10 protein-coding genes are annotated in these 14,564 nt (G+C 43.8%); 7 read left to right on the forward strand and 3 right to left on the reverse strand.

Annotated elements, in window-relative coordinates; all coding sequences use genetic code 11:
- Positions 1-234: 234 nt before the first annotated feature.
- Positions 235-2,307: an elongation factor G gene (fusA, locus tag FS373_RS00980; RefSeq protein WP_152828870.1), complete on the forward strand. Its 2,073-nt coding sequence runs from the start codon at positions 235-237 to the stop codon at positions 2,305-2,307.
- Between the two features lie 24 nt (positions 2,308-2,331).
- Here the strand turns inward: fusA and FS373_RS00985 are convergent, their stop codons facing one another.
- From FS373_RS00985 to FS373_RS00995, 3 genes are all read right to left on the reverse strand, one after another.
- Positions 2,332-3,981: a winged helix-turn-helix domain-containing protein gene (locus tag FS373_RS00985; RefSeq protein WP_144047507.1), complete on the reverse strand. Its 1,650-nt coding sequence runs from the start codon at positions 3,979-3,981 to the stop codon at positions 2,332-2,334.
- Between the two features lie 129 nt (positions 3,982-4,110).
- Positions 4,111-4,683 carry a hypothetical protein gene (locus FS373_RS00990; protein WP_144047506.1) on the reverse strand — a complete coding sequence of 191 codons (573 nt, stop codon included), beginning with the start codon at positions 4,681-4,683 and terminating at the stop codon, positions 4,111-4,113.
- 117 nt (positions 4,684-4,800) lie between these two features.
- Positions 4,801-5,256: a hypothetical protein gene (locus tag FS373_RS00995; protein WP_152828871.1), complete on the reverse strand. Its 456-nt coding sequence runs from the start codon at positions 5,254-5,256 to the stop codon at positions 4,801-4,803.
- Positions 5,257-5,580: 324 nt separating this feature from the next.
- Between FS373_RS00995 and FS373_RS01000 the strand changes: the two genes are divergently transcribed.
- The 6 genes from FS373_RS01000 (at position 5,581) to FS373_RS01025 (ending at position 14,518) form a co-directional block, all read left to right on the forward strand.
- Entirely contained in the window at positions 5,581-6,855 is a 1,275-nt protein-coding gene (locus FS373_RS01000; protein WP_144047504.1) for an efflux RND transporter periplasmic adaptor subunit, read from the forward strand.
- Entirely contained in the window at positions 6,855-9,947 is a 3,093-nt protein-coding gene (locus FS373_RS01005) for an efflux RND transporter permease subunit (RefSeq protein ID WP_227992495.1), read from the forward strand. The genes FS373_RS01000 and FS373_RS01005 overlap by 1 nt, the downstream gene beginning before the upstream one ends.
- 134 nt (positions 9,948-10,081) lie before the next feature.
- Complete coding sequence (locus FS373_RS01010; protein WP_144047503.1) at positions 10,082-10,768, forward strand: DUF3313 domain-containing protein; 687 nt, start codon at positions 10,082-10,084, stop codon at positions 10,766-10,768.
- A gap of 284 nt (positions 10,769-11,052) precedes the next feature.
- The gene (locus FS373_RS01015) at positions 11,053-11,748 is read left to right on the forward strand and encodes an outer membrane lipoprotein-sorting protein (RefSeq protein WP_227992497.1); all 696 of its coding nucleotides are present in this window, start codon (positions 11,053-11,055) and stop codon (positions 11,746-11,748) included.
- Positions 11,749-11,797: 49 nt separating this feature from the next.
- Positions 11,798-13,054, forward strand: a complete 1,257-nt coding sequence (locus tag FS373_RS01020; protein ID WP_152828872.1) for an ABC transporter permease — start codon at positions 11,798-11,800, stop codon at positions 13,052-13,054.
- A 213-nt stretch (positions 13,055-13,267) separates the two neighbouring features.
- The gene (locus FS373_RS01025) at positions 13,268-14,518 is read left to right on the forward strand and encodes an ABC transporter permease (RefSeq protein ID WP_144047501.1); all 1,251 of its coding nucleotides are present in this window, start codon (positions 13,268-13,270) and stop codon (positions 14,516-14,518) included.
- Positions 14,519-14,564: the final 46 nt, after the last annotated feature.

The following is a 14,564-nucleotide window of genomic DNA, read 5'->3' on the forward strand; positions in this document are numbered from 1 at the left end:
AATCACCTGGGACTTAATAATGCCTCTTCAGACCAGTTTCAGCTTACATGTGTACTCCTTATTCATATTTTCTTACAAATTCTGTGGCAAAAAACAAAACGTGACTTAGGTCAAATAACCAGCATTGACTAAGGTCTATACTTACAATTAACAGTTAATCACTATTGCCTTTTAGCATTTACGTATTAAACTTTGGGTTAACCTTTTCTTGAAGGAAACTCTGGAGGGGTTGTTATGGCGGAGTTTATCACCGAGCAGATCCGCAATCTTGCGGTGCTTGGACACACTGGGGCGGGAAAATCGACTCTGATTGAGGCCTTGCTCTATCGGGCCAAGGCGATAAGCCAAAAGGGCAGGGTGGATAGGGGCACAAATCATGCTGATTTCACTGCCCAAGAACAATCCCACCGCCACAGTCTCGAACCTTCCTTCTTAAATCTCGATTTTAATCACCACCACATCAATCTTATCGATACTCCTGGATTACCGGATCTCTTCGGCAGAGCCCTGTTACCCCTGCCAGCGGTGGAGTCTGTACTCTTAGTCATCAACGCCGGAACCGGCATCGAGACTTTGACCCATAGAGCATTCGAGGCGGCCAGAACCCAAGGGAAAGTCGTCTTGATTGCAATCAATCATATCGATGGCAACCAAGATAAATTATCTGAGCTACTTTATGATATACAAGCCAAGTTTGGCACTCGATGTCTGCCAGTTAACTTGCCCATAGCTGGTTTAGATGCTGTGGTGGATTGCTATTTACACTGTGCTAATGATGCCACTGGTGAAAGTGGCACCGAGTCGCTGTTTCACTCGGCGTCGGCAGCGCGTGATGAGCTTGTCGATACCGTATTAGAGGAAGATGAAGATCTAATGGAGCTTTATCTGGAGCAGGGGGAGATCTTGACCCCAGAGCAGCTCCATGAACCATTAGAAATGGCGTTAAGGATGGGTCATCTGGTACCAGTCTGTTTCACCAGTGCAGAAACCGATGTGGGCATTGATTCCCTGCTTGAGGTGATTACTAAGTTGATGCCCAATCCATTAGAGGCCAACCCTCCTCAATTTGTCAGAGGGTTCGGCGACGAAATGAAGCCCGTAGATGTGACGCAAAAAGCCGGAGACCATGTTTTAGCCCATGTATTTTGTGTCTCTATCGATCCTTTTTTTGGCCGCGTTGCTGTGATGAGACTTCATCAAGGAAGCATCACTATCGGCATGAAGCTCTACATCGGTGAGGGGCGTAAGCCTGTTAAAGTTACTCACTTGTTTAAGCTTCAGGGGAATAAGCATGTCGGTGTGCCGCGTGCTGTGCCGGGAGATATTATTGCACTGGCTAAGATAGATGAACTCGAGATAGGAGCCGTGCTCCATGATAGCCATGATGAGGACCAATTTCACTTGCCTGAAATGAACTTCCCTCAGCCCATTTTTGGCTTGGCGGTCAGCCCCAAGCGTCGTGGTGATGAACATAAGATTGCTGAAGTGCTACACAAGTTGGTGGTGGAAGATCCCAGTTTGCGCTTGGGTAACTATAGCCTGGGTAGCAAAGATGCCGAGGGGCAGACAGTATTACAGGGCCAAGGTGAACTTCATCTGCAAATCGCTATCGAAAAAGCCCATGAGCTATTTCATGTGGATATGGATACAGAAAAACCTGCTGTTGCTTACCGAGAGACGATCACCACCAGTGCCAAGATACGCTATCGCCATAAGAAACAATCTGGCGGTTCGGGCCAATTTGGCGAAGTAGAGATCTTCGTTGAACCTTTACCAAGAGGCACAGGTTTTGAATTTGTCAGTAAAGTGGTAGGGGGATCGGTTCCCGGCCAATATATTCCTGCGGTGGAAAGGGGGATAAAAGAAGCCATGTTAAGTGGAGGATTAGCAGGCTTTCCCATGCAAGATATCAGGGTGAGTTTGCTCGATGGTAAGCATCACAGTGTCGACTCTAAAGAGATAGCCTTCGTCATGGCGGGTAAGAAAGCCTTTATCGATGCCGTTAGTCAGGCGGATCCAGTTATTTTAGAGCCTATAGTCGAGATGCAAATCTGTGTCGCGGCTGAGCAAGTAGGGGATATTACCGGTGATATCTGTGCGCGTCGTGGCATGGTGTGCGGCACAAATTCAATCGGTGAGCAGAAGATTGAGGTGAGCGTCGAAGCGCCCCTCGCCTCAGTTGATGATTACTCAACACGGCTTAAGTCTATGACAGGTGGAGATGGTCAATTTTCGATGGTATTTAGCCGTTATGACGTGACGCCTGAACATGTGCAGCAGCAACTAGTTGCACATGCGAAAGAATAAGCTCTTTAACATCTGCTTCTTATATTAATGAATTTGTGCTTTCATCTTGCTCTTCATTTTAGAGAGGTCGCTGTAGAAAAATAAACTCTCAGCGATTTCCAGTACCCGCGGCGTCTCAGACTCATGTATTGCCTGATAGTAATACTCTTCGGCTGTGGCGGGGTTACCGAAGCTTTCGGATAGTTTAGCTTTAAGTATGAAGGTTATCACCGTCTCATGTTTGTTCGGTATGGCTTTGAGATATTTTAACGCTTCAATTGGCCGATCTTTAGATAACGCATTCATGGCCAGTGCTTCATTGACTTTATCGGATCTGATTCCCTTGACTAAAATGGGAATTATTTTCTCGAACGCTTGGTTGAGTTTGTCGACTTGCTGCTGAGGCTCCTTGCCTTTATTTAGGTAGGTGACCACCATGCTGTAGATGTAATTGGTGGAGAGCAGGTAATGATTGTCTGGCGCGAGTTCGAGCGCTTTTCTCATTAGGCCTACGGATTTTAACTGATCTTTGGGGGTGTGCAGGGCGGCAAAGGCTTCGAGTGTATAAGCCAATGCTTGTGGATCTTCTGGCATAGAGCTTAATAATTCGTTAATTTTTTCCTTGCTAACGTCGACATTAAAAGAGGTGAGAATATCGCTCAACATACGATTAATTGTTGGTTTTAAATTGTTGTTATCAATTCTATATTTTCGATCCAGATGCTGATATTGCGAGATGCGATTAAAGTACTCCACATTGATGTAACTGACGCCATTTTCCTCGGTAATGATAAACGTCAGTTCTTTAGCTGCATCATTGTGCGGCGTATTATGAAAGGCTATGCGAAAGTTAACATTGTATTTGAGGTATTCAACGATCTTAAAAATTACCCCATGTTGAATTTGTGCTGAGGTTATATCTGTATTGATTCTGGCTCGGATAAATCTGGGTTCTAAATTGTTATAGATGACTTCTGAGCCGAACTGAGTAGCCCTGTCTTTCTCTTCTGAGTTTGTGTCTTTTGATATCTTATCGACCCCTCGGAGCGAAAATGGGCTAATAAATACTAACAAAATGAGGCAGAAGATGAGCGTTGTAATAGCAATAGGCGCTGTTAATCCGGTTGCCTTCTTGGTTGATTTACCTTCATTATTTTGATTCTGCTTGCTAAGGCTTTCAGTTTTAGCACTGATTGAACTACTAGATTGGTTTAATTGAATATTTTTATTGTCTATGGCCGTTTTATTTGAAATAGAGTCGATATGCTTTTTATCATCTGGGCTTGCTTCTTGCCTAATTCCAGCCACATGAATTATGTGCCCATCTGTAAGACTCTCTTTTTCGGTGTGAGTGTCGGTTTTATTTGTTGAGGGTAAAACCTGGATGTTAATGTCGAGTTTATAACCACGCTTAGGGACGGTGATAATATAGCCCTGAAGGTGTTTATGGTTGGTTTTAAGAATTTTTCTCAACTCAAATATCGCTTGAGTGATGACTTGATCTGTTAGTACTAAGCCCTTCCAAACCTCATCAATCAATTCATCACGACTCAAGGTAGTCATAGGGTTTTGGCAGAGATATAACAAGAGGTTAGATAAACGGTTGTCGATAAGTGTTTCCTGCCCGTCTAATATGAGCTTATTTTCGTGGGGGATGAAGATCCAGTTATCGATTTGGTAACTTACCTTTGCCATCTATATTCCTGACTTATTCTATCTAATGCCATCTTAGGCTGTTTTTGATAAATATCAATTATTGCAGGTTGATCTTAAGTAAGGCCACCTAAATAGGTGGCCTTACTTAATGTGGAAAGCTTGTCGTGATTAGTTGGGCTCTTCGCATACTTGATAGGCATGCTGACGGGCTTTACGGCGCTCTGGACCAAAATCTTTCTGCTTCATCAGGTCTATAGCTAACTGACATGCATCAGTGATTTCACTTGACTTACTGTTATTACTAGCCATTTTGGGGCTATTTTTATGCTCACTTTTAGCCTGTTTTACATCTGTTACTGGCTTAATTGAGCTTTGATTATTGTCGCTGGTGTCCTTGATCTTTATGGCACAATAGCTGTTATTGGTGCGCCTGACTGACTTGCCTTTATCACTTGAGTCGATTGCTACACAATCGCCTTGCATGATCTTGTTCGTTTGACTCTCTATACGAACAAGTTTCTCAGACCCAATCATTTTTATGGTGTAGCCGTAGGTGGCGCTAGCATACCAAGGGTTAGCTATCTCATTGGCTTCCTGTATGGTGCCATAACTGACAGAAGCGTATGAATCTGCTGCAAACACGTTTGGTGTCAGTGCAGCAAACAGCAGCAAGCTGATAGCACTAATTTTAGAAAAACCAAAGAAGAGATTGGTCGAATTTTTAGCTAATAGTGGAGGCATATTTTTGTACTCTACAGTTTCGATTTCGGATTCGTTAGAATATGGGCTAGGTACTAACCTATGCAAAATGGAGCTAAGCCCATAGTCCTAGGCAAATGGACTTATCTCATCTTGATTTTAATTAAGAATTGGGGGGAGTGCTTGGCTGTACTCCGTCACTTTGGCGATATATTCGCTGAAGCCGTTATAGTATTTGTTGCCTTGCAGTAGGCTGGCAGAGAAATAGTCTGGTTTATCTTTACTCAAGCGTTTGGATACACTGCTGGTTAAATTTTTAAGGCCGCTGATACCGTAGATATAGTAGGACTTAGCCTTATTGAGCTTCATCTCAAAAGCTTGTTTATTACTCACTCTATCTATGCTGGTAAATTCATACATGTACTCAGTTTCACGGGTTATATCATCGAACTGAGTGGAAGCTGTGGAGATGTAAATATTATCTTTTATGTCCACTTGCTCGAGCTGGCTCATACTTTTATTGAATATTTCCAAGTCTATGTTGCTGCTGTCCAAGCTGGCTGCTGAGGCTGATATAGAGGTGAATGCTAATAAGGTTATAGCCAATGTTTTCATGTTGAACTCCTAAAACCACATTAAGAAAATTACTAGAGGCCTAGGTTATTGGCTTTGAACCTTAGATACATAAACAACAGATAAAAAATATATAAACTCATCTGCTTTTAGTTCAAGCGATTGTATTTAATTTGTTTATTGTTTTTATATTTGTGCTTATGAGCTGTCTTCATCGTAAATGACCAAAAATTTATAAGCGTTTAACCTGCAACATTTGACGTTTATATATTGATTATATTTACCTTATCTTTAGTTTATTTTTTGTATTTTCCCTTTCATTAATATCTGCCCTATGAAATGAATTTCGATTGAGCAGGAGCTCCTATGTCTAGATTAGTGTCAGAAGAAGTATCAAAGAGTTTGCCTGAAAAAGTGACGGGTAAAATGTCGAAGAGGTTTGTGATCGGTACCTTTTCATTAATCGCTATTATTCTTTTATTGGTATTTGGTTTTTACTTTTTTAAGCAATATATGATTAAAACTAAGTTGGCGGCTTTCTCGTTTCCCCCTGTGGCGGTGACATCTGTGAGTACTTATAAGGAAGACTGGCTCGAAGAGATCAAGGCTGTTGGCCATGTGACAGCTAACCAAGAGGTGGATATTACTCCGCAATTGTCAGGGCAAATTAAGCGGATAGCTTTTAGCTCAGGTGAGTATGTTGAGGAGGGCCAGCTTATTGTGCAGTTAGATACTCGTCTGCTAAAGGCAAACTTAAAGACCAGTCAGGCTAACCTGATGTTGGCAGAGCTCGAGTACCAACGTCAGTTAAAACTGTTAAAGACTCATAGTACTTCCCAAGATGCTGTAGATTCGTCATTTGCTAAGCTTTCAACCAGTCAGGCCGACGTCGAATATATTCAAACCCAGATGGATTTTATGGCCATCAAGGCACCATTCTCTGGTCGGCTTGGTATAAGGAACGTGAACATAGGTGATTATGTTCAGCCAGGAACATCGATCGTTGAGCTTCAAAATCAAGATAATCAATTTATCGATTTTTCAATCCCTGAAGCCTATCTGTCAAGGGTGGCGTTAAAACAGCAAGTTCATTTCTCAACCGATACCTATCCAGGTGAGGATTTTATAGCCAGTATCATTGCCATAGACCCTATGGTCGACAGTGTTTCACATAACTTAGATATCCGTGCTCAGGTGCTGGGCTCCAGAGTACCACTTATCTCAGGTATGTATGTTGAAGCCAATATTCAAAGTAATCACATGGCCCATGTGATCCCACTGCCAAGTATTGCAGTGACATATTCTCTTTATGGTGATGCCGTCTATGTGCTTAAACCTGAGACTAAGTGTGCTAGTAAAGAACATAAAGGAATGTTTGAATATCAGGTTGAGCGCCGAGCCGTTCAAGTGGGCCCTACAAGGGGAGGAAACCTTGGAATTGTTTCTGGTGTGAGTGAAGGTGAGCAAGTGGTGACTTCTAACCAGCAGCAGTTAAAGCCTGGCAGTAAGGTTTTGCTAAACAACAGTGAAGCGTTTGCTGTAGCAGCGAACTCAGATCAAACATCAGTGGTACAGAAAACATTTACTCAAAAGAGAGTGGGTAGTAACAGCGCTGAAGTTAACCATAACCAGGGGGAATAATGATGAAGTTTACTGATATTTTTATAAAGCGCCCCGTCTTATCGGTTGTGCTAAGCCTTGCGCTATTGGTACTCGGATTCAAGGCCTATGACATGTTGCAAGTGAGGCAATATCCAAAACTAGAAACAGGAGTCATAACCATCAGCACCCAATATCCGGGAGCGAGTTCGTCGAGTGTTCAGGGCTATGTGACTCAGCCTTTACAGGCACAGATTGCCCAGACTGAAGGTATCGATTATATGACCTCCAACAGCAGTTTAGGTAAGTCTTTGATCACGGTTTATCTCAAGCTGGATTACCCCTCAGATAAAGCACTAACCGAAATCTTATCTTTGGTACAGCAGGTGAAGTATCGGCTGCCCGCAGGCGTACAAGATCCCAGCATTCTAAAGTCAACGTCTCAGTCGCCGATCCTGTATCTGTCATTTTCCAGCGACACCTTAGCCACTGAGCAGATCTCTGATTATATCAGTCGTGTCGTTAAGCCTACATTGTCGACTGTGAGTGGTGTCTCTAAAGTCGATATTCTGGGACAACGTGATTTTGCGATGCGTATTTGGCTTAATCCAACCAAGATGGCGGCTTTAGGGATCACCGCCAGCGATGTGCAAAATGCCATAAAAAGCAATAACACTGTAAGCGCGGCAGGCAAGATTAAAGATGAGTATATTGAGATGGATATTAACGCTCATACTGATGCATCTTCGGTTGCCGATTTTAACAATATTAGCTTAAAAGAGGTCGATGGCCGTTTAATACACCTTGAGGATATTGCAACTGTGGAGCTCGGGGCTAATTCTTATGATGCTCAAGTTAACTTTAATGGTAAGCCTTCGGTATTAACGGCTATCAGCAATACGTCTAATTCTAATCCGCTCTCTGTGGTTGCCGATGCCTATAAAGTGCTTCCAAGTATTATTGATAGCTTGCCAGTGGGGATGCATGCGTCTGTTGTCTATGACTCGACTAAGTTTATTACCACCTCAATCGATGAAGTGGCCAAGACATTAATTGAGGCGGCATTAATCGTGGTGATGGTCATTTTCGCTTTTTTAGGCTCTATGAGAGCCATGCTCATTCCACTAGTGACAATACCTCTGTCTTTAATTGGTTCTTTATTCTTTATGTTGACCTTGGGCTTTAGTATCAATCTGCTGACGCTCTTGGCTATGGTGTTAGCGATTTCGCTGGTGGTAGATGATGCGATAGTTGTGGTGGAAAACACATTTAGGCATTTAGAAGAGGGACTGTCTCCTGTGCAGGCGGCAATGGTCAGTGCCAGAGAGATAGCCGGGCCGGTTATTGCTATGACCATCACCTTAGCTGCAGTATATGCACCTATTGGTTTTATGGGCGGTCTCACAGGTAAATTGTTCACTGAATTTGCCTTTACCTTAGCGGGTTCAGTGCTTATCTCAGGCTTTATTGCCCTGACGTTAACGCCAATGATGTGCTCAAAAGTTTTATCTAAGAGCGTGTTGGAGGGAGCTCTGGTCAAGAGTATCAACTCAGTGATGGCTGCTATCACGCACAGATATACTCGTCTTCTGAGATTAGTATTAGATAATAGAGTGATGGTATGGCCGCTGGCGGCCAGTATCCTATTGGCTTTGGTATTTATGTTTAGTCACACAGCCTCAGAGCTTGCGCCCCAAGAAGACCAAGGGGTCGTTATGATGATGGGGAAGGGACCTGTCCAAGCCAATACGGATTATTTAGCGCATTTCACTCAACCTCTCACTCAAGTTGTTAATCAATATCCCGAAAAGCAGATGGATATGATGGTTAATGGCTATCAAAATGATCATACTTTCTTTGGTTTAACCGTACTTAAAGATTGGAGTGAGCGAGAAGCGACAGCGAAAGAGGTCATGAAGCGTTTTCAAGCTGATAGTAAGACGTTACCCGGTGTGCAGATTTATACCTTTTCGCCACCCGACCTACCTGGTACGCCTCAAGGACTGCCATTTCAGATGATCTTGAAAACACCTACGGGCAATTATAATGATCTCTACCAATATGCTGAGAAGCTAAAAGATTACGCGATGAAAAGTGGCAAGTTTATCTATGTTCAAAATGATTTGAATTTCAGTAAGCCGCAGATAGAGGTCAGTATTAATCGCGATAAAGCGGCGCTGATGGATGTCAGTGCTCAGGAGATAGGTGTGGTCTTGTCTCGCTATTTAAGTGGCGGATTCATCAATTACTTTGCCTTAGAGGGCAGGAGTTATCAGGTGATCACTCAAGTGCCTCAGGAAGATAGAAACGCAGCAACAGATTTGAATCAATATTATGTTGAGTCTCAGAGCCATGAGATGGTGCCATTAGCGTCATTAGTCACAATTACTAAGAGTGTTCAGCCTTCTAATATCGACCAATTTCAGCAACTCAACAGCGCTATGATTGAGGCTAAAATGATGCCGGGTGTGAGCATTGGTGAAGCGTATAAGGTGATGGAGCAAGGCGCAAAGCAGATTTTACCTCAGTCCTATTCTGTAGACTCATCGGGTCAGTTACGTCAGTACCTACAAGAAGGTTCATCTCTGGTGGCAACCTTCTTCTTAGCCCTGATCATTATCTATCTGGTGTTGGCGGCTCAGTTTGAGAGCTTTCGAGACCCCTTGATAGTGTTGACCAGCGTCCCTTTATCGATATTTGGTGCCATGCTACCGCTTTATTTTGGTCTTGATACGTTAAATATCTACACGGAAGTGGGTCTGGTGACGCTAATCGGACTGATTAGTAAACATGGGATCTTGATTGTTGAGTTTGCTAATCAGCTACAAAGAGACATAGGTTGCAGTAAGTATGAAGCGGCACTTAAATCGGCTTCGGTACGCTTAAGACCTGTGTTGATGACAACAGCGGCCATGGTGATAGGTGTTGTGCCATTATTGGTGGCATCTGGTGCTGGTGCACAGAGTCGTTTCTCTATTGGTTTAGTGATCACTGTGGGTATGTCAATTGGCACCTTGTTTACCTTGTTTGTTGTCCCGACGGTTTATACCTTTTTAGCGCAAGATCATAAAAAGCAGCGAGAGATAGAAACTGATGATCAAAGGAGTGAGGTTGCTATTGGGCTAAGTGAGTAAAGAACTGGGCGAGTATGGAAATAGGGGCTAGCCAGAGGCAGGCTGCTGGCTTCAACTCGCCTTGATAACGAATGCTTAAACCTCATTAAGATTAAATCTAACTCCTCATAAACCGATTTAAATAGGACATTTCTATGAAAACTTTAATACATTTTACATTGGCTTTGGTACTCGTGTTCTTGTCGGGGTGTTCGAGCCTAACGCCAACGGCAACAGATCTTGCTACGACAGATTCATTGATCAATGAACCTCTACATGAGGTAGATTATGACGCCGACAAGAAGGGAATACAGTGGATATCTAAATCTATAGTTCCCCAATACTATACGGCTTTAATGGTGTCTAAAGTGGAGCTTAAACGCGACTACACTCAGGATAAACAGATCCCCGAAGCGGTATTAAACCAGCTTGCCGATGAGATAACAGAACAATTACGGCAAGAGATTTCCTCTTCAATGAAAGTTGTTGATAAGGCGGGGGAACATGTGGCTCAAATCAATATAAGAATTAGCCGAGCCACAACCGAACCTGAAGATTTAAAGCTAACGGAAATTATCCCCATAGGAGCCGTAATTGGCTCTGTCAAAATGGCACTAGGAACAAGAGATAAAACGGTTCGGATCATAGTCGAAGCGCAAATCCTTGATAGTGTTACCTCGAAGCCTCTGGCTGAGCGTGTCTCAGTGATCAGTGCACCAAGTGTACTAGAGAACAGTAGGGCTCATTTGAACTATGAACAGATACGAGAAAATGTTGATAATTTCGTGAAAGAAACAAGACAGTTTATCCAATCTGCAGCTAACGAAGCCAATCAGATATAGCAGGTAGATAGCTTAGAAATAATATAAGGGTTATGAGCCCTTATATTTTTGGGCTAAATCTTCTTTTTTTGATCTCACTCCCTTGTCATACGAATCACTGTTTCGCTTTTTGTTCAATAGGTTATAGTGGCGTATTCCTTGTTGATTGATTCAACGGTGAATTTGCCATTTTTTTATTGGGATAGTTAGTGAGGACTCTTGTTATGCGTTGTTCATTGCATTCTAACGTTACAGCTTATGTTGCTTTAACTTTGCTCGTATCTATGTTAACTCCAAGCTTGGCTATGGCTAAATCAGCCACCGAAATAGTCACTCTGTCGGACAAACAGATGCGAGGGGATTCGAGTTATACCGTGGCGACCATGAATATCATTCGCCCCGATTGGACCCGCTCCATGAGCATGAAAAGTTGGACCAAGGGTCAGGATTTATCTCTTGTACTAGTGACTGCGCCGGCAAAAGATAAAGGCAGTGCATCCCTCAAGCGTCAGAAAGAGATGTGGAACTGGATCCCCAGTATCGAACGTGTGATAAAAATTGCGCCATCTATGCTCAGCCAATCTTGGATGGGCTCGGACTTTACCAATGATGATCTTATCAATCAGTCATCCATAGTGGTGGATTATGACCATCAGCTCATCGAAGAGCAGGTTATCGACGGTGACAACAGCTATGTGATAGACGCTATCGCTAAACCCGATGCGCCAGTGGTGTGGAGTAAGATCAGGTTATGGGTTTCAACAGAGAGTTATCTTCAGCGTAAAGTCGAATTTTATGACGAGTTCGATGACTTGGTAAATACCATGGAGACCTTCGATGTTAAACAGATGGGTGGACGTTTAATCGCGACTCGCATGATCATGCTCCCCGCCGATAAGCCAGGTAATAAGACCGAGATGCTCACCCATGAAGCTCAGTTTGATTTCGATATTGGCGATGACTTTTTCTCTCAAAGTCAGATGAAGGCGTTGAGGGATTAAGCTTGAGTGTACCTAGAACCTAGGTCCTCGTTCCCCTTTAAGGAAATTTATGTTACTAAAACTCGCTTGGCGAAATTTGTGGCGACAGAAGCGGCGCACAATTCTCACCGCATGCGCACTCGCCTTAGCGTTAATCCTGTCGTTAGTGATGCGTAGCACCCAAGAAGGGAGTTATGCAAATAACATCGAAAACAGTGCCCGTTTTTCCACCGGTCTTATTCAGCTACAGCATTCTGATTTTGCTGAGACTCAGAGTATTGATGATCTTCTTCCTGAAGATGATGCCTTTATCGATATTGCTAAGCAGATCTCTGATGTAGAACGTGCTTTACCCAGAATAGAATCTTTTTCACTGGCAGCTGCAGGTGAAAAGTCTAAAGGGGTCATGGTGCTGGGAGTCATACCTGAGCTTGAAGATGACTATTCGGGTATTGCCAGTAAGCTAGTCGATGGCGAGTTTCTTACGCGAGATGATAAACAGGTGTTAATTGGTCAAGGGCTGGCTGAGTATTTTAAACTAGGTGTTGGCGATGAGGTAGTACTGTATGGTCAAGGCTATCGTGGACAGACCGCTGCTGGTCTCTACACCATTAAAGGTGTGCTGCATTTCCCAATATCTCGGCTCGATAATCAACTCATCTATATGCCATTGTCACTGGCACAAACACTATTTAGTACCGATAAACAGGTGACCTCTTGGGTGTTACATACCCGGGATCTCCCTCATCTTGAACAAACCGTTAATCAGTTAAAGCAGGTTTATAGTGAGCGAGGTGAGGCTGCTGGTTTTACTGGTCAGGTCAATGTGCGTGACTGGAAAGACCTCTCCCCTGAGATGGCGCAGCAGATAGCTATGGATAAGGCGGGGGGAATATTTATGATGTATCTGCTTTATGGCGTCGTAGGTTTTGGCTTGTTTGCCACTATCTTGATGATGACATTAGAGCGGCAGCGAGAGTTTGGCGTCATGTTAGCCACAGGTCTGTTGCGGCCTAAACTGCTTGGCTTAGTCATGCTGGAATCTAGTTTTATCTCACTGCTCGGCATCATCATAGGTTTGGTTATCGCCACACCTGTGCTTATCTGGTTTAACTTCTATCCGATTCAGTTAACTGGGGAAACGGCGCAACTCATGTTGGATATGGGCTGGGAGCCAATCATTCCTATGATGCTGGCGCCTTGGTTGTTCATCGACCAGATCGTAATCGTACTCGCTCTGATGTTGCTCTGCTTGATTTATCCGTTATGGCGGGTCTACCGTTTAGATCTCGTGACTGCGCTCAAAGGCGGTGAGCATGCTCATTAAGTTGGCGTGGCGAAATCTTTGGCGTCATATATTTCATACTAGGTTACATACCTCGATTATGCTCACAGGTTTGGTATCTAGACTGATAGGGGCTGTGATTAATGCTGATTAAGCTGGCGTGGCGAAATCTTTGGGGTCATATATTTCATACTAGGTTACGTACTTCGATTATGCTCACTGGTTTGGTATCTAGACTGATAGGGGCTGTGATCAATGCTTATTAAGCTGGCGTGGCGGAATCTTTGGAGAAATAAATTACGTACCTCGATTATGCTCAGCGCCATGGTATTTGGTCTGATGGGCGTAGTGGCTATGATGGGGTTTATGACTGGCATGTACGGCAACATGATAGAGAATGCTATTGCCTGGCAAACTAGCGACCTTCAGGTTCACAATAGAAAATATGTTGATAACCCAGATCTAAAACTCATTATCCAATCACCCGATAAGATAACCGATGCCTTAGCCGATATACCTGAGGTGAAGGCTTGGTCTGCACGATTTTTGGTCGATGGCATGGTGGCATCGGCGCGCTCCAGCCGCGGGATCCGTATCAATGGAGTCGATAGCTATGATGAAGCCAGAGTCACTCCTTTAGCCAGCAAGTTAGTCGAGGGGAGTTGGCTGACTCACGAGGGACGACACCCTGTCTTAGTATCACAGAAAACCGCCGACCGTTTACGCTTACGCCTAGGCTCAAAAGTCGTCTTGACCTTCAGTAACATAGACAAGGATGTCACGGGAGCAGCCTTTAGAGTCACAGGAATCTTCACGACCCCATCGACGGGGTTCGATGATGGCAATCTCTATGTTAGACGTGGTGACTTGATGAAGCTGGCTGGTCTTGAGGGGGTTCATGAGATCGCTATCGTGCTCAACAATAGTGGCAGTTATTTCTCTAATGAACTTGCCTTGCAGGTGAAAACCAAGCTTGAATTTGTGCTTGAAACAGCTAATACAGACAAGCTAAATAGCATCAGAGACTGGCAGGAAATTCAGCCCATGTTGGCCACCATCATTTCTCAGATCGGCGTGAGTAATGCCATCGTGCTGGGAATATTTATGTTGGCAATGGGATTTTGCATTATTAACATCATGTTGATGTCGGTATTTGAACGCACTCGTGAGTTTGGTGTTTTGATGGCAGTGGGCATGCAAAAACATAAGGTATTTACCTTGATCATCCTGGAAACAGGCCTGTTAGGTGTTACCGGAGGTATCTTGGGTGTTTGCGGTGCATGGATCTTAGTGACTATTTTACAAGTTACGGGAATAGAGCTTGGGGCTATGGCTGAAGGCGTTGGCGCATTAGGGGTCGATACGACGCTTTATCCTCAAGTCTCGGCGGGGGAGTACTTTCTTACCTTAGTGACTGTGGTAGCCGTGAGCCTGTTTGCGGCTCTGTATCCAGCAAGGCAGATATTGAAACTTAGCCCGATCGATGCCATGGCTGAAAAGCACTAAATATTTTTATTTTTGATGAGTAGCCTTAGTCAGAGGTAATGAGGAG

It is taken from the genome of Shewanella sp. YLB-07, assembly GCF_009377275.1.

Bases quoted from the DNA above. Each gene is read 5' to 3' on its own strand.
- fusA (WP_152828870.1), top strand. From the start codon at position 235: ATGGCGGAGTTTATCACCGAGCAGATCCGCAATCTTGCGGTGCTTGGA.
- FS373_RS00985 (WP_144047507.1), bottom strand. From the start codon at position 3,981: ATGGCAAAGGTAAGTTACCAAATCGATAACTGGATCTTCATCCCCCAC.
- FS373_RS00990 (WP_144047506.1), bottom strand. From the start codon at position 4,683: ATGCCTCCACTATTAGCTAAAAATTCGACCAATCTCTTCTTTGGTTTT.
- FS373_RS00995 (WP_152828871.1), bottom strand. From the start codon at position 5,256: ATGAAAACATTGGCTATAACCTTATTAGCATTCACCTCTATATCAGCC.
- FS373_RS01000 (WP_144047504.1), top strand. From the start codon at position 5,581: ATGTCTAGATTAGTGTCAGAAGAAGTATCAAAGAGTTTGCCTGAAAAA.
- FS373_RS01005 (WP_227992495.1), top strand. From the start codon at position 6,855: ATGATGAAGTTTACTGATATTTTTATAAAGCGCCCCGTCTTATCGGTT.
- FS373_RS01010 (WP_144047503.1), top strand. From the start codon at position 10,082: ATGAAAACTTTAATACATTTTACATTGGCTTTGGTACTCGTGTTCTTG.
- FS373_RS01015 (WP_227992497.1), top strand. From the start codon at position 11,053: ATGGCTAAATCAGCCACCGAAATAGTCACTCTGTCGGACAAACAGATG.
- FS373_RS01020 (WP_152828872.1), top strand. From the start codon at position 11,798: ATGTTACTAAAACTCGCTTGGCGAAATTTGTGGCGACAGAAGCGGCGC.
- FS373_RS01025 (WP_144047501.1), top strand. From the start codon at position 13,268: ATGCTTATTAAGCTGGCGTGGCGGAATCTTTGGAGAAATAAATTACGT.